This window comes from Ruminococcus hominis (assembly GCF_014287355.1).
Lineage (GTDB): Bacteria > Bacillota > Clostridia > Lachnospirales > Lachnospiraceae > Schaedlerella > Schaedlerella hominis.
The window spans coordinates 1,207,349-1,233,202 of record NZ_JACOPE010000001.1; the positions used below are offsets into that span (position 1 = coordinate 1,207,349).

At 38.0% G+C, this 25,854-nt stretch carries 20 protein-coding genes; 16 read left to right on the plus strand and 4 right to left on the minus strand.

Translation table 11 applies throughout. From position 1 onward, the window contains the following. Positions 1-54: 54 nt before the first annotated feature. From H8S40_RS05210 to H8S40_RS05260, 11 genes are all read left to right on the plus strand, one after another. Positions 55-450: a C-glycoside deglycosidase beta subunit domain-containing protein gene (locus H8S40_RS05210; protein WP_022076241.1), complete on the plus strand. Its 396-nt coding sequence runs from the start codon at positions 55-57 to the stop codon at positions 448-450. A gap of 13 nt (positions 451-463) precedes the next feature. After that, positions 464-1,519, plus strand: a complete 1,056-nt coding sequence (locus H8S40_RS05215) for a sugar phosphate isomerase/epimerase family protein (protein WP_186864757.1) — start codon at positions 464-466, stop codon at positions 1,517-1,519. 101 nt (positions 1,520-1,620) lie between these two features. Beyond that, positions 1,621-2,676 (plus strand): Gfo/Idh/MocA family protein, encoded by a 1,056-nt coding sequence (locus H8S40_RS05220; RefSeq protein WP_186865623.1) that lies wholly within the window; start codon positions 1,621-1,623, stop codon positions 2,674-2,676. A 154-nt stretch (positions 2,677-2,830) separates the two neighbouring features. Next, on the plus strand, positions 2,831-4,303 hold the full coding sequence (locus H8S40_RS05225) for an FAD-dependent oxidoreductase (RefSeq protein ID WP_366482272.1): 1,473 nt from the start codon (positions 2,831-2,833) through the stop codon (positions 4,301-4,303). Between the two features lie 120 nt (positions 4,304-4,423). Continuing rightward, positions 4,424-4,951, plus strand: coding sequence for a nitroreductase family protein (locus tag H8S40_RS05230; protein WP_186864759.1), 528 nt, complete (start codon positions 4,424-4,426; stop codon positions 4,949-4,951). Positions 4,952-4,968: 17 nt separating this feature from the next. Then, complete coding sequence (locus H8S40_RS05235) at positions 4,969-5,310, plus strand: nuclear transport factor 2 family protein (RefSeq protein ID WP_121055982.1); 342 nt, start codon at positions 4,969-4,971, stop codon at positions 5,308-5,310. Beyond that, positions 5,304-6,464, plus strand: coding sequence for an MFS transporter (locus H8S40_RS05240; protein WP_186864760.1), 1,161 nt, complete (start codon positions 5,304-5,306; stop codon positions 6,462-6,464). Before H8S40_RS05235 ends, H8S40_RS05240 begins: the two co-directional genes overlap by 7 nt. 3 nt (positions 6,465-6,467) lie before the next feature. Then, a complete protein-coding gene (locus H8S40_RS05245) occupies positions 6,468-7,403 on the plus strand; it encodes an ROK family glucokinase (RefSeq protein ID WP_118724602.1) in 936 nt (311 codons plus the stop codon). A gap of 84 nt (positions 7,404-7,487) precedes the next feature. Further along, complete coding sequence (locus H8S40_RS05250; protein ID WP_186864761.1) at positions 7,488-9,605, plus strand: FAD-dependent oxidoreductase; 2,118 nt, start codon at positions 7,488-7,490, stop codon at positions 9,603-9,605. Position 9,606: 1 nt separating this feature from the next. After that, entirely contained in the window at positions 9,607-10,806 is a 1,200-nt protein-coding gene (locus tag H8S40_RS05255; protein ID WP_118688185.1) for an NADH-ubiquinone oxidoreductase-F iron-sulfur binding region domain-containing protein, read from the plus strand. Between the two features lie 4 nt (positions 10,807-10,810). Continuing rightward, complete coding sequence (locus tag H8S40_RS05260; protein ID WP_118688184.1) at positions 10,811-11,317, plus strand: hypothetical protein; 507 nt, start codon at positions 10,811-10,813, stop codon at positions 11,315-11,317. 61 nt (positions 11,318-11,378) lie between these two features. Here the strand turns inward: H8S40_RS05260 and H8S40_RS05265 are convergent, their stop codons facing one another. Together H8S40_RS05265 and H8S40_RS05270 are read right to left on the minus strand one after the other, a co-directional pair. After that, a complete protein-coding gene (locus H8S40_RS05265; protein WP_186864762.1) occupies positions 11,379-13,754 on the minus strand; it encodes a GH39 family glycosyl hydrolase in 2,376 nt (791 codons plus the stop codon). Between the two features lie 15 nt (positions 13,755-13,769). Further along, positions 13,770-16,202, minus strand: a complete 2,433-nt coding sequence (locus tag H8S40_RS05270) for a GH39 family glycosyl hydrolase (RefSeq protein ID WP_186864763.1) — start codon at positions 16,200-16,202, stop codon at positions 13,770-13,772. 280 nt (positions 16,203-16,482) lie between these two features. Between H8S40_RS05270 and H8S40_RS05275 the strand changes: the two genes are divergently transcribed. Continuing rightward, entirely contained in the window at positions 16,483-17,088 is a 606-nt protein-coding gene (locus H8S40_RS05275) for a YesL family protein (protein ID WP_186864764.1), read from the plus strand. A 138-nt stretch (positions 17,089-17,226) separates the two neighbouring features. Here the strand turns inward: H8S40_RS05275 and H8S40_RS05280 are convergent, their stop codons facing one another. Both H8S40_RS05280 and H8S40_RS05285 read right to left on the minus strand, forming a co-directional pair. Continuing rightward, positions 17,227-18,282, minus strand: coding sequence for an apurinic/apyrimidinic endonuclease family protein (locus H8S40_RS05280; protein WP_186864765.1), 1,056 nt, complete (start codon positions 18,280-18,282; stop codon positions 17,227-17,229). A 2-nt stretch (positions 18,283-18,284) separates the two neighbouring features. Beyond that, positions 18,285-18,749: a C-glycoside deglycosidase beta subunit domain-containing protein gene (locus tag H8S40_RS05285; protein WP_118688180.1), complete on the minus strand. Its 465-nt coding sequence runs from the start codon at positions 18,747-18,749 to the stop codon at positions 18,285-18,287. Positions 18,750-19,068: 319 nt separating this feature from the next. On the opposite strand from H8S40_RS05285, the gene H8S40_RS05290 reads away from it, so the two are divergent. From H8S40_RS05290 to H8S40_RS05305, 4 genes are all read left to right on the plus strand, one after another. Next, the gene (locus H8S40_RS05290) at positions 19,069-20,616 is read left to right on the plus strand and encodes an ABC transporter substrate-binding protein (RefSeq protein WP_186864766.1); all 1,548 of its coding nucleotides are present in this window, start codon (positions 19,069-19,071) and stop codon (positions 20,614-20,616) included. Positions 20,617-20,753: 137 nt separating this feature from the next. After that, complete coding sequence (locus H8S40_RS05295; RefSeq protein ID WP_243238188.1) at positions 20,754-22,136, plus strand: ABC transporter permease; 1,383 nt, start codon at positions 20,754-20,756, stop codon at positions 22,134-22,136. 11 nt (positions 22,137-22,147) lie between these two features. Continuing rightward, a complete protein-coding gene (locus tag H8S40_RS05300; protein ID WP_118688178.1) occupies positions 22,148-23,056 on the plus strand; it encodes a carbohydrate ABC transporter permease in 909 nt (302 codons plus the stop codon). A 232-nt stretch (positions 23,057-23,288) separates the two neighbouring features. Beyond that, on the plus strand, positions 23,289-25,685 hold the full coding sequence (locus tag H8S40_RS05305) for a GH39 family glycosyl hydrolase (protein WP_186864767.1): 2,397 nt from the start codon (positions 23,289-23,291) through the stop codon (positions 25,683-25,685). Positions 25,686-25,854 lie beyond the last annotated feature (169 nt).

Sequence of the window (25,854 nt, forward strand, 5' to 3'; positions counted from 1 at the left end):
TTTTAAGCAGTATCGGTATTCTCAGCTATAAATTAGGAAAGCGAGGAGTTAAAAATGGCTGGCAGACAGATTTATAATCCGGCTGGATTTAAAAATATAGAAGAAAACGGAAAGGTAACAGGTTACCAGTTCCAGTTCAAAGCACAGTATTATCGTGGAATTACATTGTCAATCGTTCGTGATATCCAGATCAATGTAGACGGAGAGGATGTTAAAAGAGAAGACATTCGTTTCACAGTAAACGGAGAAACATTTACATTGGAAGAAATGCGTACAGTTGTAGATTCAGATTATCGTTGGGAATTTGGCGACTATGCAACAGTATCTGTGATTAAAGAAGGTGGACTTGCAAAAGGAAATCATCACATTCATGCAAGACAGATTATTGCACCGTCATATATGCCATTTCAGATTGAAGCAGATTGTGACGCAGATTTCGTGATTGAGTAGGAGGAACTTGAAGATGAGTTATGATATTAAAAGAAGTGTTTCCCTGTATAGTTATCAGGATGAATATTATGATGGAAAATTGGATCTTGAGGGGTGCCTTAGAGAAACAGCAAAAACAGGAGCAACAGGTGTAGAGCTTCTTGCTGAACAGATGATCCGCAGATTCCCATTGCCGATTGAAACAGAAGAATTTAGAGCACAGTGGTTTGGCTGGCTTAAAAAATATGGTCTTGAGCCATCATGCTATGATGCATTTTTGGAAAACAAAATTTATGACAATCGTACATTAAGTCTTGGAGAGCAGATTAATATGATGAAGAGAGATATCCGTCTCGCTTCTATGATGGGATTTCCTACACTTCGTACATTGGTTTCTACACCAATGGATGTTATCGAAGGAAGTTTAGCGTACGCAGAAGAAAAAAATGTAAAAATCTGTCTTGAAGTACATGCACCATTTTCTTTGAACTCAGGATGGGCTGATGGATATATGGAAATGATTAAGCGTACAGGAACAAAATTCTTCGGATTTATGCCTGATATGGGAATCTTCTGCAAGAACATCCCAGATGTTGTAAGAGATAAAGCAAGAAGAATGGGTGCATCAGAAGAATGCATTAAGATTGTAGATGATGCTTATGCACAGCGTGTTGCAAAAGGATTTACAAAGATTAAATATGATCTGAACCTTGGAAAAGCAAATATGGAATATCGTATGGCAAACGGAATGAAAGAAATGATGGATGCTATCGAAGCAGCTGGTGGAAATGATGCAGACCGCTGGTATGGAAATGTATCGTTTACATATTCTTGGTCTGAGCCACAGGATATTATCGATAATATTGATTACATTTATCATACACATGCAAAATTCTATAATGTTCACGAAGATTATGTGGAAACAGCAGTTGCAATTCCTGAAGTAATCGAGGCGTTTAAGAAAGCTGGATATAAAGGATATTTAAGTTCAGAGTACGAAGGTGGAGAGCATTTGAGAGATGTTGGTGTTGATAGTATCGAACAGGTACGTCGTCATCAGGAAGCTATGAGAAGAGCAATTGAAGGATAAAAAAAGGCTAGATTTAAGATTCAGAGGAGGGAAAACCCTTGTCTGAATCTTGGTCGTTAAGGATATTGATAATAAAAAGATAAAAATCGGAGGGATAAATGATGGAAACAGTTAAATTAGGTATTGTTGGATTTGGATTTATGGGACATTGCGATGCTGATATGATGAGTACATTTGATGATAGTGAGATTAAACTTGTAGCAGTAGCAGATACAAACCCAGAGCAGCTGAAGGATGCACCGGAAGGTGTTGAAACATATAACAGTATTGAAGAAATGCTTGAAAAGGCAGATATTAATACAGTTATGGTATCTACTCCAAACCCAAGCCATCCAGAAATGGTGAAAAAAGCTGCAGCGGCTAAGAAAAATGTAATCTGTGAGAAACCGGCAGCAATGAGTGTTGCACTTTTTGATGAAATGGTAGCTGCATGCAAAGAAAACGGTGTATTATTCACTGTTCATCAGCAGAGAAGATGGGATAAAGATTATCGTATCATGAAAGAAGTATATGACAAAAACATGGTAGGAGATATGTATGTGATCAAATCTCAGCTTTATGGTTTTAATGGAAATATGCATGACTGGCATGTATATCCAGAGATGGGCGGAGGAATGCTCTATGACTGGGGAGTTCATTTGATTGACCAGATGCTTGATATGGTAAAATCTGAGATCGTATCACTTTATGCAGATGTAAGGAATGTTATTAACGAAAATGTAGATGATTATTTTAATATCATTATGAAATTTAAAAATGGTGTGACAGCAGAGATTGAGCTTGGAACATATTATCTGACACCAAAGCGTGCATGGTTTATCGGTGGTAATAAAGGTTCTGCAATCATCGATGGATTTAATGGAGAAGGCAAGATTGTTCGTACAGCACATTTGCTGGAGAATGTACCGGGCAAAATTACAATGACAGCTGCAGGTCCTACAAGAAGCTTTGGACCGGCAGCACCTGGACTTCTTCAGGAAGAAGCATTGCCGGAGGTTGATGTAAATCACAGAAACTACTTCGAACATTTTGTGAAAGCGTTTAATAAAGAGGAAGAAGTTGTTATAAAACCAGAACAGGTTAGACGCGTGCTGTGCGTGATGGATGCAGTACGTGAGTCAGCAAAAACAGGAAAAGCAATCGCATTTGAAGCATAATACTATACAGAGGGCAAAAAAAGTATCATCTTTTTTGCTCTCTGTAATTTTTTTGACAGAAGTAAAGACAAAAAAATAATGTATTTTGGTATAAAAAGCAGTATATGATGATAGGAAAACAAACTAAAATAAAAATAAATCAAAGAGATAAATCATGAAAAGTGAGGGAAAAAACATGGCAGATTATGAAACACAAGTAGTTGTAATTGCAGGAGGTCCATCTGGATTATCAGCAGCTGTTCAGGCAGCAGAAGATGGAGCAGAGGTTATCGTTCTTGAGAAAGCTGCAGCAATCGGTGGAGCAGCTAACATGGGAATGGGACCACTTGGTATCGGAACAAAATACCAGAAACAGCAGATGGAAGATGTAACAGTAGAGAAAGCATTTAACATGTTTATGGAATACACACATTACAATGTAGATGCAAGACTTGTAAAACGTTACTTTGAGCAGTCAGCAGAGACAATCGAATGGCTGGAAGATATGGGTGTTGAATTCGAAGGTGCTTATCGTTACTTCCCAAAATCAGAGCCAACATGGCACATTGTTAAAACAGATCAGGGAATCGGACCTAGAGCTGCATCATTCATGAACAAAGCTCTCTATGCAAGAGCTCAGGAATTAGGAGTAAAAGTACTTCTTGAGACACCTGCTAAGAAGATCATTATAAAAGACGGAAAAGTTGCAGGCGTACTTGCAACAGATAAAGATGGTAAAGAAATCGAAGTTGCTTGTAAAGCTGCAATCGTATGTACTGGTGGAGCTGGATGCAACAAAGAATTCATCGAAAAAGAGACAGGATACAAACATGGCGAGGATATGTTCAATTTTGCTATTCCGGGAATCATGGGAGACGGACTTCGCATGGCATGGGAAGCAGGAGCTGATCACCTTCCAGTAAGAATCGAGCAGGCAGCTGCTATCGAAGGTGTAGATGATCTTCCGGGAAGCGTTGGAAACATCATGGGACAGCCAAATTTACTTGTAAACTTACAGGGAAAACGTGTTATGAATGAGGATCATATGCAGAACACAACATTCCTTTCAAACGTTTGCTCACACCAGAAAGGAAGAGTCTGCATCAGTATCATCGATTCTTCTATCGCAAAATACTACATGAGAAATGGTGTAGATAACGTATCTATGGTTCGTCCAGATCCAGATGTATCTGATTTCGCTGAGGCAATCAAGATGGCAAAAGAGAACGGAAATGAAGGTCTGTTTATCGCTGATACAATCGAAGAGCTTGCTGAAAAAGCAGGTATCGATGTAGATAACCTTGTAGATACAGTAGAAGAATACAATGACTTCTGCGATGGCGTTGATGAAGAATTCTTCAAAGACAAGAGATACTTAAGACCAATCACAAAGGCTCCATTCTATGGTGCAAGAATCCGTCCAGGCGGATATGGAACAGTTGGTGGAATCCGTATCAACGAAAACTGTGAAGCTTGTAACAAAGACTTCGAGCCAGTTCCAGGACTGTATGCAGCCGGAGCAGATGCTTGTAACATTTATGATGACAGTTATATGTTCTTACTTCCAGGCAATTCTATGGGATTTGCTGTTAACACAGGACGTATCGCTGGTATGAGCGCAGCTGAATATGTTGAAGATGAAGAGTAATCAGTAGATTTTTATCGCAACATTAAATTGAATGAATAATGACAGAATAGAAGATGAGCAGAAGCAGGTAACATAGCTTCTGCTCATCTGGGATAAAAGGGTAATACTGGAGGAATTCAAATGAAAGAAACAATAACAGATATTATGAATCGCAGAAGTGTAAAGAATTATAAACCGGAACAGATTACAGATGAAGAGCTAATGACTGTATTAAAAGCAGGAATGAATGCTCCATCTGGTGGAAACAAGCAGTCGCCAATCTTTATTGCAGTACAGAATCCAGAATGGATCAAGAAACTGTGCAAACTGAATGCAGAGATAGCAGGAGCACCGGAAGGATTTGATGTATTTTACGGAGCACCGACAATTATCTTAGTATTGGCAGAAAAAGGTGTAGGTAATCCGGTAGAAGACGGAAGCCTTTGCCTTGGAAACATGTTCAATGCAGCATATGCACTCGGACTTGGCTCAAGATGGATTAACCGTATCCGTGAGACATTTGAGACAGATCTTGGCAAGGAATTATTAAAAGAGGCTGGATATGAAGGCGAGTACATAGGAGTTGGTTCTTGCATTCTTGGATATCCTGCTGATGGATTTCCGGGACCAATCGAAAGAAAGCCAGATTATTTTAAAATAATAAAATAAAAATGGAGGACAAAGACATGGAACAGAAAAATAAAGAAGTAATTCGGAAATTCTATCAGGAATTTTTTAATGATCATATCGTAGAATCTGCAGATAAATATGTGAGAGAAGATTATATTCAACATAATCCAGGTGTTGATCAGGGAAGAGAAGCATTGAAAACAGCGTTTGCTGACAAATTTGTTGAGCATCCAGATTTCCGTTTGAACATTCATATGATGATTGCAGAGAAGGATATGGTTGCTGTTTATTTGAAAAATGTTGATCCAGAAGGTAATACAAAATGCCGTGTTGTAGATATTTATCGTCTGGAAGATGGAAAACTTGCCGAACATTGGGATGTACTTCAGCCATGTTAAACATAAATAAGAAAAAAATAGCAGTCAGCATTTTCTTCACAGCATTTGCATTTGGATTAAACATTGTAGGAATTTCACCTGTACTTGGAATTGTCAATGAAAAATATCAGCAATATGGAACAAGTGCGATACAGCTTTTACAGACAATTCAGTACCTGCTGATCATGATTGGTTCACTGATGATCGGATGGCTGACAACAAAAATTAGTAAAAAGAAGATTGTACTGATAGGATTGGCAATTATCGGAATCTGTGGATTGATGCCATTTTTCTCAGACAACTTTTGGGTTCTGGTTGTATCCAGAGTATTGATTGGATTTGGATTTGGTATTACAGGTCCGATGAATACAGCAATCGCAGCAGAATTGATTCCGGAAGAAGAACGTGCAGGTTATATGGGACTTCACGTAGTCGGCATGGGAATCGGAACGATGGCAGGAAGTATGCTTGGCGGTACGCTGGCAGGATTCAGTTATCGAAACTATTATCTTGTTTATCTGATTCCATTCATCGCAATGGTTGGTGTTCAGGCATTTCTGGTAGAAACACCACCGACAAAGACAGAAAAGGCATCGGATATGAAGCTGAATAAGATGGTATATCTGATTTCATTCGCATCATTTGCACATACATTGTTTATTAATGCATACAGCACGAACATTGGAATTTACATCGCAGAGAATATATCAAATAATCCTGGACTGGCAGGTATGGTGACATCAGTAAATGCAGCATTTGCACTGGGAACAGGTATGATTTTCTCAAAGATATCTGCAGTGTTAAAAAACTTTACGTTACCATTTTCAATTTTGACTGCAGCAGTCGGATATGGACTGGTATTGACAGTACATGGCATGGCAGGAGTATTGATTGTGAGTGCGCTTTGCGGAGTGTCATTAAGTTGTTTTATGGCAACCGGATCTTATCTGCTTTCAATTTCTGTTGAACAGGAAGCAGTAGCAAAGGCAAGCGGGCTATTTTCCATTATCGGCGGAATCGGTGGACTGATCGCTCCAATCTTTATGGGAAATGCAGCAAGAATCGTATTAGGTGAAAATACAGCGGTGAATCAGTTTGTAATCGCATTCTTCGGAATGTTGAGTTTTGGAGTGATCGCAGCAGTGATCATGATGAAAAAGAAGGAGAATAAGTAAACTATGAAAAAATATGGTTTTGGTGTTGATATCGGAGGAACAACCTGCAAGATAGGTCTCTTTGATATGAGCGGAACAATTTTAGAAAAATGGGAAATTAAAACGAACACAGAAAATCATGGTGCAGCAATCTTAGATGACGTTGCAGCAGCTGTGTTAGGTAAGATGGAAGAGAAAGGCATCGTAAAAGACGATGTACAGGGAATCGGACTTGGTGTTCCGGGACCGGTTGACAGTGAAGGAACTGTTCATAAATGCGTAAACCTTGGATGGGACGTTATCAATGTAGAAAAAGCTTTAAATGAGAAGACAGGTCTCTTTGTAAAAGCAGGAAATGATGCCAATGTAGCAGCTCTCGGTGAGATGTGGCAGGGGGGCGGAAAAGGTCACCAGAATGTAATTATGGTAACACTCGGAACAGGTGTTGGCGGTGGTATCATCGTTGATGGTAAGATTATCGCAGGTTCACACGGAGCTGGTGGAGAACTTGGACACATTCACATGAATGATGATGAGACAGAAGCTTGTGGATGTGGAAATAAAGGATGTCTGGAGCAGTATGCATCAGCAACAGGAATCGTCCGTATGGCAAAGAAACAGCTTGCAAAAGAAACAAGAAATACAAAGCTGAAAGCATTTGAACCTTTAACAGCAAAAGATATTTTTGATGTTGCAAAAGAAGGGGATGAAGTAGCACTTGAATTAGTTAATGGACTTTGCACAATGCTTGGAACAGCACTGGCAAATGTTGCAGCAGTAGCAGATCCTGAGATTTTCGTTATCGGCGGCGGAGTATCCAGAGCTGGAGATATCTTGATTCAGGGAATCCAGAATAAATTTAAAGAGAAAGCATTTCATGCATGTCGTGCAACAGGTATTTCGCTTGCAACACTTGGAAATGATGCGGGAATGTATGGTTGTGTAAGATTATTATTTTAATAGAAACAGGAAAGAAATCTGTCGGGTTTGATTTGGATTCGGCAATTCCGATAAAACCATAAGGTTATGAAAAAGGAGGAAATTATGGCAGTTATTACAATTGATGGGAAAAAAATAGAAGTCCCAGAAGGTAAAAATGTCCTGGATTGTGCGTTAGATGCAGGCATTTATATTCCACATTTGTGTCACCATAAAGATTTGAGCCCACTTGGTTCATGTCGTATGTGTGTAGTAGAAGTAGAAGGGCAGGAGGGTGTAACAACTTCTTGTACATTAAAAGCAAAAGACGGAATGAACATTACTACAAAGAGTGATGAACTTGAACGTCTTCGTATGTTAGCATTAGAGCTTCTTTTAGCAGGTCATCCGGAAGATTGCTCAACATGTCCAAAATATGGTAACTGTGAATTACAGATGCTGATCCAGTATATCGGACCAAAGACAGGTCGTCTGAAATTACGTGCAAAAGGTTTCAAACAGAATGAAGAAAATCCATTGATCATTCATGATATGAACCGTTGTGTACTTTGCGGACGTTGTGTGCGTGCATGTAACGAACTTCGTGGAGTAAAAGTTCTTCAGTATCAGAAGAAAGAACTGGAAACATATGTAGGAACTGTACATAATAAACTGTTAAAAGATGCAGATTGTCGTTTCTGTCAGGCTTGTGTGGAAGTCTGTCCGACAGGTACGATTCGTGATAAACTGATGAATTCAGAAGTGAAGAAAGAGGATGCTGTAGTGCCATGCCGTCATGCATGTCCAGCACATACAGATATCCCTCGTTACATCAGACACGTGAAAAACGGAGAATATGATGAGGCAGCAGCCGTTATTCGTGAGAAAGTTCCATTCCCGAAGGCTCTTGGATATATCTGTAGCCACGTATGTGAATTACAGTGTAAGAGAAAAGAAGTAAGTGATCCAATGGCAATCCGTGACATCAAACGTTATGCAGCAGAGCATGATACAGGTGCTTACTGGAAAGGCAAAGGAAAACAGCTTGCAGATACAGGAAAGAAAGTATGTGTTGTAGGAGCAGGTCCTGCAGGTCTGACAGCAGCATATTACTTAAGAAAACAGGGATATGATGTAACATTGAAAGAAGCCCTTCCAACAGTTGGTGGTATGATGGCTTATGGAATTCCTGCATATCGTCTTCCAAGAGAAATCATTGCTGAGGAAGCAAAAGTAATCGAAGAGCAGGGCGTTAAGATTGAAGTAAATGCAAAAGTTGAGAAACCGGTAGATCTGTTGAATGAATATGATGCAGTATTAATGACAATCGGTGGACATAAAGGTGTTCGTCTTCCAATGGAAGGTAGTGAACTTGACGGAGTTATCCTGAATGCTGACTTCTTACGTAACTGCAGCATGGGTAAAGAAACAGGCATGGGCAAACGTGTTATCGTTCTCGGTGGTGGAAACGTTGCATTTGATTGTGCAAGATCTGCAAAACGTCTTGGAGCAGAGGAGATTCATCTGGCATGTCTGGAAGCAAGAGAAGTTATGACAGCCGATGATGAAGAAATCGAACAGGCAAAAGAAGAGGGAATCTTCGTACATCCTGCACAGACATTTGAGAGAATTACAGGAACAGATCATGTAACAGGTGTTGATTTCATGAATGTGAAATCATTTACATTTGATGAAAACCGCCGTGCAATCATTGAAAAAGAAGAAGGTTCAGAGCATCACATCGATGCAGATACAGTTATCTTTGCAGTGGGTCAGAGACCTGATATCACAGAAGAAGCAGGTCTTGAACTTGGAAGAGCAAACAGTATCGCAGTAAAAGATATTGAACATGATAAGACAACTTCTGTAGAAGGTATCTTCGCAGCAGGAGATGTTATTTACGGAACAAAATCAGTAATCATGGCTATCGAGTCAGGAAGAGAAGCAGCTTCTCAGATTGACAAGTATCTTGGCGGAGATGGAGACATTTCTGAAGTACTTGCTCCTGAGCAGAAAGCAGATCCATATATCGGACAGTGTCCTGGATTCGGATATGAAGAAAGAAAACATACACAGGTTGATCCGGCAGAGAGCAGAAGCGATAACTTTAAACTGTTTGATCACGGAATTTGTGACGCAGATATCTGTGCAGAAGCTGGAAGATGTCTTCAGTGTGACTTACGTCTGCAGATTTCCAGACCAAGTCTCTGGGGCGATTTCGTAGAAAATAAGGAGGCTGAATAAGATGAGTGCATTAGAGAACGCAAAAAATGGAAGCAGTCAGGATGTCCTGAATAAAATCCAGGAAGCAAATCTTTCTGAGTATGGTTTATGTGCACAGCCATTATTCGACCGTCTGATGGCAGCGAAAGAAGAAAGTGCAGAGGAACAGAAAGAATTAGGTATTGTAGCAGCACTGAATAATGCAGATACAGATCATGCATTACTGGCAGTTTTAAAAGAACAGCCGGAGCAGGTGATGGAAGGAATTTCCATTGCTGCTTATGCTCTGGGAACAGAGAAAAAATCATTACAGATTCCGGAAGAAGAAACAGACCTTTTCGAGAGCCTGAAAGAAACAGCAGAGAAATATGGCGTTGAGCTGGTAAGTGGTATTGTGAATGTCCGTGCAGCAAAAGGAAGCGCTGTACTTCATATCGTTACAGTGAAAAATCTTGCCGATCTGTTTGACGGAGCTTACGAAGATGGTGTTTATGTATCAGTAAACGGAGCAGACCTTCAGAAAGTTGCAAAAGATAAAAAAATTGCAGAACTGATTGATACAGATGATGTAAAAGCGTTATACTTTGGATATGAGTATCATACACCGGAAGCTGCTGAGACGACAGTCGGTGAAGCTGGAATCACAAACGGTGTTGTACGAGTTCTGACAAGCAAAGACTGTATCGTACAGGGAGCACAGAAAGAACTTCTTGCTTCCAGAAAGACAAGCTGTGGGAAATGTGTATTCTGCCGTGAAGGACTGATTCAGTTAGAGCATATGCAGAAAGAAATCACAGAAGGAAGAGGAAAGGTTGAATTTATCGATCTGACAAAAGAAATCGGTGAAGCAATGTGCTACTCTACACCATGTTCTATGGGACAGGTATCAGCAAAAGCTGCCTTAAGTGCAACAGAGCTGTTCACAAAAGAATATGAAGAACATATTAAGAAGAAAAACTGCCCGGCAGGAGCTTGTACTTCTTTCGTTAACATTTACATTGATCCATCACTGTGTAATGGTTGTGGAGAATGTATGGATGTATGTCCAAAAGACTGTATCGAAGGAAAAGCAAAATACATTCATATGATCGATGATTTCGATTGTACAAAATGTGGTAAATGTATGGAAGTTTGTGATGAAGATGCTATCGTACAGACAACAGGTAAGTTACCAAAACTTCCAAACAGATTAACAAAGGTTGGTAAATTTAAGAAGAGATAAAAAGATGTTAAAAGGGAACACTGCAAGTGAAAAATGGCAATATTTTAAAGATTATTATTTAAAGACAACAATTGTAATAGCTGCTGCAATTATTTTTGGAATTTATATATTGTATACAACTGTATTTGCATATAAAAGTCCAGTAGTGACGGTGCTTGTGATATCCTCAGAAGAACCGGATTGTGGTGGTCTTGAACAAGAACTTGAAGAGTTTTTGGATGTAGACTATGTTGCGGTAGAATGGATGAGTCAGGATGCATCAAACTTAGCAAGTGTTTTACCAACGCGTTTTGCAGCCGGGGATATTGATATATTGATCTCCCCGGATGCAATTTATAAAAAATATGCACAGGAGGGTGCGATGGAAGATGTGGATGGAGTTTCTGTGCAAACTTCAAAAGTAATAAAATCATATCTTTCGGATACGGACTCTCTGGTCATTGGAGTGGTAAAGAATTCCAATGATGTAGACGAAAAAAGGGCAACCTTCAATTACTTGATTCAACAATAGAGAAATGAGGTCAGATGCAAAAAATGCGTCTGACCTCATTTTCGTTGGTGCATTTCTTTTATTAATACTGATTTGTAATTTCCCACAGACATACATTATGTGGATAGATCGGAGAAGTAACCGTAAGTGTATGTTCAACTTGCATATAAAGTGCTCTTTCTTCCGGTACACATGCAGATAATAAATAGTTCATATCTTCTGGCAAGGGGGAAAGTTTTTCATAGAGAAAGGTCTCTTCATCAATATTTCCATTTATCAGTTCTCCAAGTCGGATATCCAGATAACTTCCGTGAAAACGATCGAGCAGATATCGCTTGATTCGATAAGTTCCGGATGGAATGTTATTCAGATGAAATGTCATCTGAAGCGGTGGCATATGTTCATAGTGCTTATACATATTCCGAAGAGAATGTTCTTCTGCATTGCTTAAAAAAGCAGAGCTTGAAAATGGAACACAATGCCAGGAGATAATCTGGTAATTTTTTTCGTCGATTTGTGTAATACAATAATTGTCGCCCTGCTCGATCAGACGAGTGCCAAGTTTACTTAGAAGCCGGAACGCATAGTATCCTGGTGTCCGAATCTGGTTTCCTGTAATCAGACCGATTCCGTTTATATGGTAGGATTCGGGACTTTCAATGTTGGATAGCGTGTCGGCAAGCATCCAGTAACCGGATAGTGGAGCCTGTTTATGGACTGCAAGTAAATTGTGACAGAGGAATGCAGCCTGATAACAGGAGTTGTTAATATAACTTCCCGGAATCAGGGAGGAATTATATTCCGTGATATACAATGGAATATCATGTCCGAAAATCTGCTTTATTTTTCGTTTCATCCAGGACACCTGAATCGAGAAGATGTTTGGATCCAAAAGCCGGATAAGTTTTTGTGTCTGTTCATGTAATAAATATTGTGCGGTAAACATATGAACGGAAATAAAATCCGGGGTAATCTGATTTTTTACAAATAATTCCAGATAATCGAGAAAGTCTGTCGAAGGCAGACCGGTATTATGTCCGGGACCACCAAATTTGGCAGAAGGAATATAAGTAAGAATCAGATTTTTCATAATTTTATAACCTTCGATATAAGTGTCAAGTGGTTCCGCAGGAGGATTCCACAGTTCGAAAATCCATTGATTGTACCATGTAGGTTCGTAATGGGTGGTCACATATTTTAGGAAAGCTTCTAAAAGCAGATGAAACTTTTTATTCGTACTGTATCCTCGAAAAATCCATTGATTGGAGTTATTTTGCAAATAGTTATAAGAGTTTTTACCAAGTTCGATAAAAGGAATCAGGTTCAAATGTTGTAACAGGTTTAAAGATTGCTCAATGGATGCAAAGTAAAAACCGTTCTGGTCAGCCAACCGGGGAATCATAGCATTGCTGATGAGTCCTTCTATGCGGACATATTTTACAGGAAGTTCCCGGACTGTTCGCGTCAATTGTTCCTGGAAAGAAACAGAGAGCAAAGTTTTGGCAAAACCAATATTTATCATAGAACACAAATTTTGCGAAAAAGCAGTTGTTGTTGAACAATCAACTGTAATATTACGTTCTTCCTTTTCTATATCCGTATTTAGGTAAACATTTCGCTCATTTATCTGTGGGGTTTCTTTATCTTGCAAAGAAATAAGCTGACTGTTTTTACGATATTCTTTTGGTGAACATCCATGTGTGGTCCGAAAATATTTATTGAATGTAGCTGCATTTGCAAATCCATGATTTAAGGCGATATCTGTCACAGATTCATCAGAGTAGCGCAGGTCATGTTCTGCGTGTTGAATACGCAGCAAATTTACATATTCACTAAATTTCATATGGAAACAGTCTTTGAACACCTTAGACAGATACTGGACGGACAAGTGTAAATGTTCGGCCAGTGTAGTGAGGGTGATCGGCTGGTTATAATTTTGACGGATATAGTCCTGAATTTCAAGGGAACGTTCCTTTTGCTTTTCGTTTTTATATTCAATAGAAAGCGGAAGATTTAAAGTGTATTCCCGTTTTAATAAATCCAGCAGTTCAAACAAAAGACTGTAGAGAGAAAGATCATAAACCGGACCATCAGCATGATATCGCCAGGAAATATTACTGATCAGGCGACGCACTGCAAGGTAACTTCGATTTGGTTCTAAGGTTGAATCACAGAATATAATCGAATCGGTGCCTAAGTATTTTTCAATAAAAGATGGCAGCAGACACATATGAAGTATTTCATTCTCTTCATTTGAGGAAAATGAGGCGGATTGGTTCGGATGTATGATTAAAACATCAGAGTGCTGGTAGGTGCGTGCATCATGATGATCGAGAGCTATTTTTATGCTGCCGGATAAAATGCAGAGAATGTCAAATGTATCATGACAGAATGTCAGCGGGGAGTCGACAGCGTATTGTGTTAAACTGGTGAGTGGAAAATTCTGTTTTACATTCATAAAAAATCCCTTTCATTAATTTTCTATATAATCAATTAGAACAAGTTTTACTTCGGACGGTTCGAGATGAACAGAAAAATCAAGAATGCCATCCTCCGATACTGTTTTGGTGTGCAGGTTTATAGCAGGTTGTGCGAGCTGTTTAAATGTCTGGAAATCCTGTTCTGATAAGTGCGTGAGAGAACGGCATTTTGCCCAATAAGGCAATAGATTTCCATGGAATGCATTCAAAGTATAGGTTTTTAAAAGGTAAGTGCCGGGAACTGCCTGTTCAATCTGAATATGTAACGGCTTTGTGCTTGAAGATTCAAACAATTGTTCCGGGGTATCTAATAACTTTTCGTTATGTTTACTGTAAGCTGCCTGTTCGTTAATGTGAACATAATTGGTAAAAAGTGCCTGAAACCGGTAATTGGAGTCGGTTGTGATCAAATAATCAGAAGTATGTCCAATGATTCGAGTTCCGAGTTCTCTGAAAAAGGAATAAACATGATAAACCGGTTTCGGAAGTCCGATGTAATTAAAAAGGCCATTTCCACCAAAAAATAAATTTCCGGAATCGGCATAATAAACACTTAAGTCGGACATGGTAAAAAATCCCATCCCTTTTACCAACTGCATAGTTTCACTCAGAAAAGATGCAAGAAAACAGCTTGAAAATACCATGTCATTTAAATAATTTCTGGAAGTATAGCAAAAGGTAAATTCTGTAATAAGTACCGGAAGTGCCGGAAAATAGTGATCGATCAACTTGGCGGCTTTACGAATCTTATCCGGCATATAATCAGAGTCAGTTGCCAGATGTACGTGAGAATCAGTCATGACCCCGCCATAGGCATTGATACCGATAAAATCCATGCGAACCTGCAGAGCATTGATAAGACGAAACTTATCTTCCCAAAAATCAAAAGATAAAAAAATATTAAAATCAGCTCCGCCTACTTTTGTCTCAGGAAGTATATCTTTGATCATAAAACGTATTTTCTGATAATAGTCAAGGTATTGTCGAAACGTAAGCGTCGATAGATGTTCGTGTTCTTCGATAAAATCGTAGTAAACAGAAAATTTCCAGGATGTTACAGTTTCAATGCCATAACGATTACAACATGCACGAAGAAAATCGGGTAAAATTTGAATGATTTTATCATAGTAGGAAAAGACTTCTTCATCCATAGTCAGAATTTGTGTCTCACGGAATTGTAAGTGAACTTTTGCATGCTTGTATCCAAGTTCGATGAATGGTGTTAAGTCCAGTCGGAGCATCTCATCGAGTAGTTGAAAAATCTGTTCAAAACCATATCGGGTTGCATGATTTATGATATGGACTGTTGTCAGATCAAGTAGTCTGCAAATACGACCATATCGAAAATAAACGGTCTGCTGAATATCTTTTAATTGTGCCTGCATGCGGTTATCATTGAATTGATAAGCGTATCCCATATTCAGAAGATAACGCCAGGAGTCAGGCATATTTTTTGAAGATTTTGGAGAAATTCTAAAAATCGTATCTTCTTGCTTAAGAACAGCGAGTACGGTCGATTCTTGATGCATGTCGGCGGAGAGCAGTGCATCATAATAAGGGGAAAGAGGTAGTTTATTTCTTTCATCCGGCAATAATATGGAATCAGGTTGTTGAAATTGTTCACGGTACTGAGTTGGGGATATTCCATCTAGTTCCAGCATCACCTGGTATAAGGCATCTGCATTTTTGAAATGAAATAGTTCAGCCAGAACTGAATCACTTAATGCAGTATAGCGAAGCCAAAGCTTTATCGATTCCAGTTTTTTTTGTTGAATATAGGTTGAAAATGTACAGTCAAAATTTTTCTGAAACCAGGAAGCAAGATATTGCGGAGTAAGTTCGAGTGCCTGTGCAGTTTCGTTTAATTTGAAAGACTCCTGAATATGAGCGTCAATATAAGTAAGAATGGCTGTCTTTCTTTTCTCTGAATGTCGTAGATTTTTGTCTGAAATCGAAGTAGACGAAAGGGAAGGAAACAAGGAATCTAAAACAATGTATAAATTACTGATAATTTGAAATTCGAACTCTTTTTTGTCTGTGATATACAGGTGAGACAGTTTCAAAAAGGAGTAAAGTGCCCCGGATGAAAATCGTGATGCAAGGTGAACAACCGGGAGAGAAGAAAGTCGGTCTAAAGAAAAAAGGTTCAACAAAAAAGCCGGATTGAGCCGGATAAGCAGGCAAACAGATACATCATCAGGAATTAATTTTATAGAGCTGCCTGTCTGAAAAACAAAAAAATCATGCGGATGAAGTTGAATGCACTGTGTATTTTCAGAATGATAAGTATCTGTATAGCGAATTTCAAGATTGTTTTCCAGAGGGCAGAGAACACAAAAGTCCGGAAGACAAAGAGACGTATCTGTGTAAAAGCGATATAGAGCCAGATCGGTGATCATATAATCTATGTGATTGTTTGAAAGCATAATAAATTCCTCCTCAAAAGTATTTATTGAGAAATAAAAGTTTAAAAATTAACCTTATTATAAAAAAAGAGGAGAAAAAGGTCAATAAACGAAAAGGAAAATATGAATAAAATAAATGATAAATTAAGAAAAAGGGAATACATGTAAAAATAAAAATGGAAAAATAGAAAAAATAGATGAAAATAGCAACAAAATGATGAAAAATAAAATAGAAATCTTGAATGAATGAGAGTTAAACTTTAATCTAGAAAAGTGGATAACGTGATAGGAGGAAAAATCTATGGGTGGAATTTTCAGTTATGACAATCCGATTATGTCTGCAATCAGTAAAATTGCAAATTGTATTTTATTGAATATGTTATTTTTGATCTGTTGTATCCCAATCGTAACGGCAGGTGCATCATTTACGGCAATGTATTATACGATAGAAAAAAACATTAAAAATAACAGAGGATATGTCTGTAGTTCCTTTTTTATATCATTTAAAGAAAACTTAAAAAAAGCCACTCCGGTATGGTTGCTTATACTTGGAATAGAAATTATCTTTTTGAGTGATTATTTTGTTGTAAATCACGTACGTCAGGCAGGAAATATGTTGGGAAATATTTATCCACTGTTTTTGGTTATGATGGTTCTGGTCGCTTTATATGCGGTGTGGTTTTTCGCGAATCTTGCGAGATTTGACAATTCGGTGAAGAATCTTATGAAAAACAGTTTGATCTTGATGATCCGTTTTCCGGGAACAACAGTTTTGATATTTTTTGCTTTGATATTTGCGTGTGTGATCACATATCTGATCCCGATTGCAGGTTTTTTAATGCCGGTCATTGCAGCATGGCTGTTCAGTGCACCGATCGAACATGTATTTTCAAAATGTATGAAATAATATAAGCAAACCTATATGGAACGATAGATGAAAACTCTCGGCAGTGATGAAATCTTAAATCACTGCCGAGAATTTTTTATATAAAAAAGAACCCTGTGGCTTAAGGGTAAGGCCTGCAAGGTTCTTAAAAAATATCTGTTATTCTCCAATCAATCGTGTCAACATCTCATGATGTCTTCGAACCTGTTCTACTTCATTTGGAAGGTATTCGATTCCACGATCCTGCTGATCTCGTTGTCCTTCATATTCGGAATCAATGTATCCGTCAAATCCGTGCTCTTTGAGGATACGGATCGGAGTTTCGTAATCAATGGCAAGATCTTCATAGCATCCCGGTTTTCCAGGAATCTCAGTCATGTTATAGAATTTTCCGTGAATACTCATGATATATGGAAGAATTTCCACAAGGTCATTCGGGTCAGCGGAAGATTCGTGAAGAGCCATACGTTCCAGGTTAGAACCATCGATTCCATGATTTGGATATTTCTCGTTCACAACTTTGATCATATCATCCAGGTCGTATTCTTTACTGTGTGCAAGAATAAAATCAACAGCTTCCGGAATCTCAGCATGACGTTTTACATAATCAATAGCGACCTGAGAAGGAGAGTGCTGGAAGATTCCAAAATCAGGAACCAGTCCTACATGCTTACTTCCTGTACGCTGTGCAAGATCAATAATCTGTTCTGACATACGGAAATCAAGTGCAGCAGCCATACCGCTGGTTGGTTGTTTTCTTGCTCTTGGTCGGATCGGAAGTGGAGCGTGGATCTCTTTTCCAATTCTGACATTGTATTTTTCAGCTGTATCCAGTGCCATCTCGATTACATCAATCGGAACAAGACAAAGCGGGCGCACATTCTGGAAACCAAGGCGCGCAGCAAGCTTGATATCATTTTTCAGACGTTCTGCAGCCTCTCGATGATTCATGATATGATCACGGAACTGGTGTACATCCAGATAAATGTCCATCGTTACCGGTTTCATTTCATAGCGTGCGATATAATTATTCCAATCAAAAATAAATTGTTCAGATGGAAATGGATAATCACGAATAGTCGCTTCGTCAATGATCTCTACTCCGTCAGTGTGTAGATTATCATGAATTTCCCGGACCATATCTTTCCAATCCATTTGTTTAAAGAATTGTGTCTGTTGATAACTGTATAAAGATACACCACGTTTGATACCCATAATTATTTATCTCCTTCCTGTAATTCTAATGTGAAAGAACAGATTGATGCAGTCTTTCCGGAACCGGCACCACTTCCAGGAACCGGTGGATTTTTAAGCCATTCCTCATCCCATGGCATGTATCCATATTGAGAGAGGATGGATTGTTGTAATTTGATGACATGTTTACCAGGTTCAAGTCCACCTTCTTTTGCAACATAGACATAACCTTCGTCGTCATAATTCCAATGTTCCCATACGCAGGTTTTTAGTTCCTCGAAATCTCTTGGCTCTTTTCCATTAATTTCAAATTTCTGTAATTCTCTCGGATACACAACACCATCACATTCAATATAGTATCCATTGTGAAGCGAGAGGAAGCAGCCACGGTAATCAGCAATACGTACTGCAAATTTGAAACCGGTAACTTTTCCATCTTCGACAGTATTTTCCAGACTGTCTTCTCGAATTAAATAAGAATCAAACATATTAAAGACCTCCTGTGTTTTTTGTTAGCTTTATTTTAATAGAAAAAATAGAAGAAAACTTATATAAAAAGACGTATTTTTGAGCAAAATACTGCAAATTTGAGGGAAAATAGAAAAGAAAGAGCAAAAATTGAACCTAAAAATTAATTTATTAGCAAAAATATTAAGAAATATGAAAATGCTTTACGATTTGTGCTGCCTTGTTTCAAAAAAAGTAAAGAAAATGAAAAAAATGAATAAAAATAGATGAATTCTAAGATGAACCTCTCACTTATAATAGAGCCAACAACAAACGAACCGAATAAAGGAGGAAAAAGTTATGAAGTTCAAAAAGTTAGCAGCATTGTTTCTTGTAGCAGCAATGGGTACAACGATGTTAGCCGGATGTGGTTCAAGTGAGGAAGAATCCGGAGGAACAGAGGCAGCCGCAGATTCAGGTGAGACAGATGAAATCACAATTGCATTGATGTGTTTAAGTCCAATGGATGAGAGTGCAACAGATCATGTGGAGGAGGCAATCAACGAGCAGTTGGAAGAAAAAGTGAATGTACATGCTGATATTAAGTGGTTTGACCCAAACACGTATGCAACACAGGTTCCAATGATGATTCAGGCAGGAGAAGATTTGGATCTGATGATGTTTACACCTGTTCCGGCAGCAGGATATCAGTCATTCATGAGTCAGAACCAGTTGATGGACATTACAGAGTACATTGATGAGTATGGAAAAGACATCAAAGATGTAATGGGAGATTATCTGGCTGCAACATCAAAAGATGGAAAGATTTACGGTGTAGGTAATATGACATCACTGTATGCAGCAGAAGCAATCTGTATGAATAAAGATACATTGGACGAACTTGGACTTACAGACAAAGCAGAAAAGATGACAACCTGGAGTGAATATCAGGATATTTTAAAAGAGGTAACATCAAAAACAGAGTTGAATGGTGTTGTAAACAGTGACCAGGAAGGCTCTTGTGTAAGCCCGCAGCCATATATCAACGGAGGAGACTCTTTCGATGATGCTGAATGGGTCGATGTATTGGGAGATAGTTATCAGTATGTATATGCTGATCCGGATACAGACGAAGTAAAATGCTATTTCGCATCTGATGAATGGTATAACAACATTAAGATGGCAAAAGAGATGTATGATGAAGGTCTTATCTATAAAGATGCATCTACTTCACAGGAGTGGGGCGAAAGCTTAATCAAGAATGGTGTTGGATTCTCTGATATCAAACAGATTGAAAATGGAAGCCTTGGAAGTTTTGAAGGAAGTTCAGGACACAAAGGATTACTTAAAGAGGTAACAACAGCAAAAGTAGCAACAAGTGCATTCCAGAAATTTGGATTTGCAGTTCCTGTAACAGCAAAGAGCCCTGAAGCAGCAATTAAAGTATTAAATCTTCTCTATGGAGATCAGGAATTTATCGATACACTGACATGGGGAGTTGAAGATGTTGACTGGGTTAAAAATGACGATGGAACATCGACATATCCAGAAGGTGTAACAGCAGATACAGTTCAGTATCATACAGCTGACTTCTTATATGGAGACAGATTACTTGTAACTCCATGGGAAGGTGATGGAGCAGACATCAGAGATCAGCAGAAAGCAGAGAATGAAAAAGTTGAAAAATCAAAATACTTTGGATTCTGTGTAGATCCTTCTGAAGTAACAAGTGAGATTACAGCTTGTAAAAATGTTGTAGACCAGTATAAACCACAGCTGGCAGCAGGTATTGTAAGTGATGTAGACGCAACATATAAAGAATTCATTTCTGCACTTTCCGCAGCAGGAATGGATAAAATCCTTGAGACTTATCAGTCACAGCTGGATGCATGGCTTGCAGAACAATAAAAGCAGTGTAGTAAATAGAATCGGTACCGGCGGAGTCTTCAGCGGTACCGATTTGTAGATTAGAGGTAACTGTTTTCATGCAAAATCAATGAGTGTAATGAACAGTTACAAATAGAGGAAGTTCAGGAGGGCAAGAAATGGAACAGAAAAAAACAAAGCTTGCATCGTTGGCTCTGCCAGAAAAAGAACATCGGATTATGTTTGAAATCTTGATTGCAGGTATTGTACTGCTTGCATCTGCAGTATTTCCATTTTTGAAATATTCGTATCAAGGGAAAGTATATGGATTATCAGGAATCAGCCTTCTTACCGGAAAAACAGTATGTGGAGGTAAGATTGTTCTGACAACCAGCATTCCAATGGTATTGATCATAATTGCAGGAATTGTTTTTGTAATATCAGCAGTAGCAACAGTAAAAGCAGGACAGAAAAAGACGATGCTGTCAGCCTGTATCGCATCGGTTGTCAGCTTTATTGCAAATCTGTATCTTGCAAGTTCAGCAGTAGATACATTATCCAGAGCAAAGAATGTACATGTAGGAGCAGGCAGTATTATCTGTATGTTGTGCTCCATCATCGTAGTGATCTGGACAATGTATATGTTATGGAAGTTAAAAGTAGCATCCGCACTGGATTTCATGGCAATTCCTGGAATGTTGTATTTTGTAGTTAACAACTATATCCCAATGCTTGGTATCGTGATCGCATTTAAAAAAGTAGACTATAGTGTTGGTATTATGAAGAGCCCATGGGCTGGGTTATCGAACTTTAAACAGTTATTCTCCAGCACATCAGGTAGTTTCCTGAACAGTGATGCATTTCTGATTACAAAAAATACAATATTATATAATGTCGTATTTATTTTACTTGGAACATTGATGGGTGTTGTAGTTGGTATTTGCCTGGCTGATATTTTCAGCAAAGCATGGCAGAAATTTTTCCAGACAAGTATCCTGCTTCCGCAGTTGATCTCATACGTTATCGTTGCATATATCGTATATGCAATGTTTAGTAATGATGCCGGTCTGGTAAATCATATGCTTGGAGAAGGAAACGAGATCAACTTCTATGCAGCACCGAAATACTGGCCGTTCATATTGATATTTATTTATGTATGGAAAATGGTCGGATACAACGCGATTATCTTCCTGTCATCAATCGTTGGAATTGACAGAAGTATTTATGAAGCAGCGAGAGTAGACGGTGCAGGAAAATTCAAACAGATTTTCTACATTACATTACCAATGTTAAAACCGACAGTGATCACACTTGTGATGTTAAATGTAGGACGAATCATGTACTCTGATTTCGGCTTGTTCTATCAGGTTCCGATGGATTCTGGAGCACTGTATTCGGTAACAAATACAATTGATACTTATGTATATCGTTGCCTGATGACTTTAAATAATATTTCAACATCGTCTGCGGCATGTACATATCAGGCAATTGTAGGATTTATCTTAGTTCTTGTTGTGAATACGATCGTACGTAGAAAAGACAAAGAGAACGCATTATTCTAGGAGGTAAGAGTATGGAAGATTCCAGTGTAAAATCAACAGGGGATAAAGCCTATCAGGTTTTGATCTTCGCGATACTGACAATTTTGGCATTATGTGCGCTGCTTCCGTTTCTGCTTCTGGTGTCATCATCATTGACAGAAAATGCAACGCTTTTAAAAGAAGGATATTCATTCCTTCCAAGAGACTTTACATTATATGCATATACATATTTGTTCAAATCAAATGCAACAAAAGTTTTCCAGGCATATGGAATTACATTTTTCATTACCATTGTCGGAACTGCAATCAGCCTTTTGATCGGTCCGATGCTCGGATGGGTATTATCAAGAAAAGATTACAAACGTGCAAAACCATTGACATTCATGGTATTCTTTACAATGTTATTCAATGGTGGAGTTGTTCCTTCTTATATCATGTACACACAGGTATTTCATATGAAGAACTCCATTCTGGCATTGTTAATACCGACATTGTTATTTAATGGATTCTATATTATTTTGTACAAGAACAATTTTGCATCCAACATTCATCCGGCATTGATAGAAGCAGCAAAGATCGATGGAGCTGGAGAGCTTTACATTTATTTCAAGATTGTATTACCACTTTCCTTACCAATTCTGGCAACGATCGGATTGATGGTAGGACTTGGTTATTGGAATGACTGGACAAATGGATTGTATTATATCAGTGATACAAAATTGTATTCATTACAACAGTTTTTGAAGAGTATCATTGATAATATCAATACACTTGCAACGATGGCAACCAGTGCAGATGCAGCAGCCGCTGTAGCAAAGATGCCGGGAACCAGTATTCGTATGGCAATGGCAGTAATTGGTGTTATTCCGATCATGGTATTGTATCCATTCTTCCAGAAAGCATTTATCGCAGGAATTTCTCTGGGTGGAGTAAAAGAATAAATATGGTTTTAGTTGAAAAGCAGGAGTGGTGACATTCCTGCTTTTGTTGATATAATTTTTGCTGTCTAAAAACCAAGAGGACAAGAAAAAGCGTATAATATTTGTTGTAAAAATAGAAATATAATCATGAAAAGGATATTTTTTGCAATATTTCGAACAAAATATTGCATAGATAGAGCGATATGAAAAAAATATAATGGTATCATAGAATTATTGGGAGGTACAAAAGAAGATGGATACAACAAGAAAGCTGATGCAGTTTCATTTTATAGCGCAGGCAGAAACAGCAACACATTATCATCAGAATCCGGAAATGTTTTATGTACTTCGTGGAAATCTGGATATCAAGATTGATGACAAAATGTACAAAATGCAAAGTGGGGATATTGTCCTTATCAATGCAAATAAACGACATACAGTAATTGGAAATGAAGAACTTTTAGGGGCGAGATTTGAGATAGATTTTCATTTATTGGCTGAATATATGGGATCTATGCAGTTGCTTTTCTGGTGTAATACAGTGGCGGATCGAAATCATGCTTATAGTAATCTTAGAAGACTGCTAGATCGAATTTTAACGAGATATTTTGAAAAAGATGACAAGAGTGCATTGTATTTGAATGCGTTATATTTTGAAACATTATATGTATTGACCAGTAACTTTCTGGTAAAAGCAGATGATGTGAGGTTAAATTTAGAGGATTCGCAGGACCGTATGAGAATCCGTCAGATTCAAAATTATGTACAGGCGAACTATCAAAGTCAGATCAGTTTAAATGATCTTGCGGATCGGTTGTATTTGTCAAATGCATATTTGTCCAAATATATAAAAAAGAATTTGGGTATGACATTTATGGAGTATCTGAATAACGTACGTTTATTTCATGCGGTGGACGAATTGATGTATTCAGATAAAAATCTGACACATATCGCGTATGATAATGGATTTCCGACATCGGCATCTTTTACAAAAGCATTCCGCGAGATTTACAATGAATCCCCTAGTGAATATCGGAAGAAAATACAGGATGAAAAGGAAAAAGATGAAAAAGAAAAGATGTTGCAGCAGGAAGAAGAACAACGTATATTGGAGTACTTAAAATTTCGTGCACACAAAGAAAATCCGCAATCGACGAGGAAAAAAGAATACATCATCAATGCAGGAAATGTGAAGGATACATTGACAGATTGCAGTAAAGCAATCAGTATTGGGGATGGTTATTTACTTTTACAGTCAGAAGCACAACATCAAGTTGAAAAAATTCAAAAACAGACAGGGGTAAAATATGCCAGAATCTGGAATATTTTATCAAGAGAATATTGTTTTAGTGAAAAAGAAGGATACAATTTTCGAAGACTGGATCAAGTATTGGATTTTCTTCTGGATCATCATATGAAACCATATCTTGAAGTGGGAAGCAAACCCAGTCTGTTTATGTATACGCCGGAACGTAGCATAAATATAGAAAAATCAAAGATGGATTCCTATGATTTCAAAACTTTTTCTGAAATCATACGGGAACTGTGTGTTCATCTCGTCAACCGATATGGTGTAGAAGAACTGGAAACATGGTACTTTGAATATTGGAATGATCCATCTCTAAACATCACAGAACCGGATGGGGAATATTATCAGAGATTTGATCTGTTATATCAAACAATGAAGAATTATTCAGAAGAAATTTCGGTTGGCGGAGCCGGATTTATATTAGGATATGAAACGCTTGTATGTAAAAAAATTTTTCCTATATGGAAAGCACGTGAAATTCATCCGGATTTTTTGTCAGTCTGTTCATTTCAGTACATAGCGTTGGTTGAAGAGGGAGGACGTCTCGGAAGAAAATCCATCGATTCGGAATATATGTTGAATCAGATTGAAATCATGAAAAATGTTATGGAAGAAACTGGATTTCAAATACCGGAATTTCATATTGATGAGTGGAACTTTACGATTTCAAACAGAAATGTATTAAATGACAGTTGTGAACAGGGAGCATACATTTTGAAAAACTGTATTGAAATGAATGGCGCAGTAGATATGATGGCATATTGGCATGCGTTGGATCTGTATTCGGATTACTATGATACGGATACAGTATTGAATGGAGATTCAGGTCTGATATCAAGGGATGGAATCTGTAAGCCATCTTTTTACGCATTTCAGTTTATGAATCGGTTATTGCCGAAAGTGTTGGAGAAGAATGACCACGCGATTGTTACAACAAATGGAAGAAATCGTTATGTGATTGCATGTCACAATTATAAAAGTTTATCTTCCCGTTATGTTTTTACAGATGAAGATGAAATTCAACTGGAAGATATAGAACAATATGTAGAAGATATTGATCCTATTAAGTTGAATTTTACAATTCAGAATGTAAAAGACGGAAAATATCTGGTGAAGATATATCGCGTGAACAGAGAATGTGGAAGTGTGCAGGACCTTTGGAAAAATCTGGATTATTCCAAAGGACTTATGCGTGATGAGGTAGATTATCTAAAGAGCAGTGCGATTCCAGGTATTGAAATGAAAACGATAGAAGTAGAAAATGGTGAGTTGTGTCTGACAAACAATCTGGAGATGCAGGAAATTCGCCTGATTGATGTTCAATATCGATATGATGTATAAAATTGTATATTGAAAGGGCAGGAAAATAACTGATTTTATTGACCCGTCCTTTTTTTTATGAGAAATAAAGGCAAATATTTACATATTTCAGGTAAAAAATATAAAAGTAAAGAGCACAAAAAACATGTATAGTAAATATATCAAATAAATAACTTGAAACGAGTTGTAA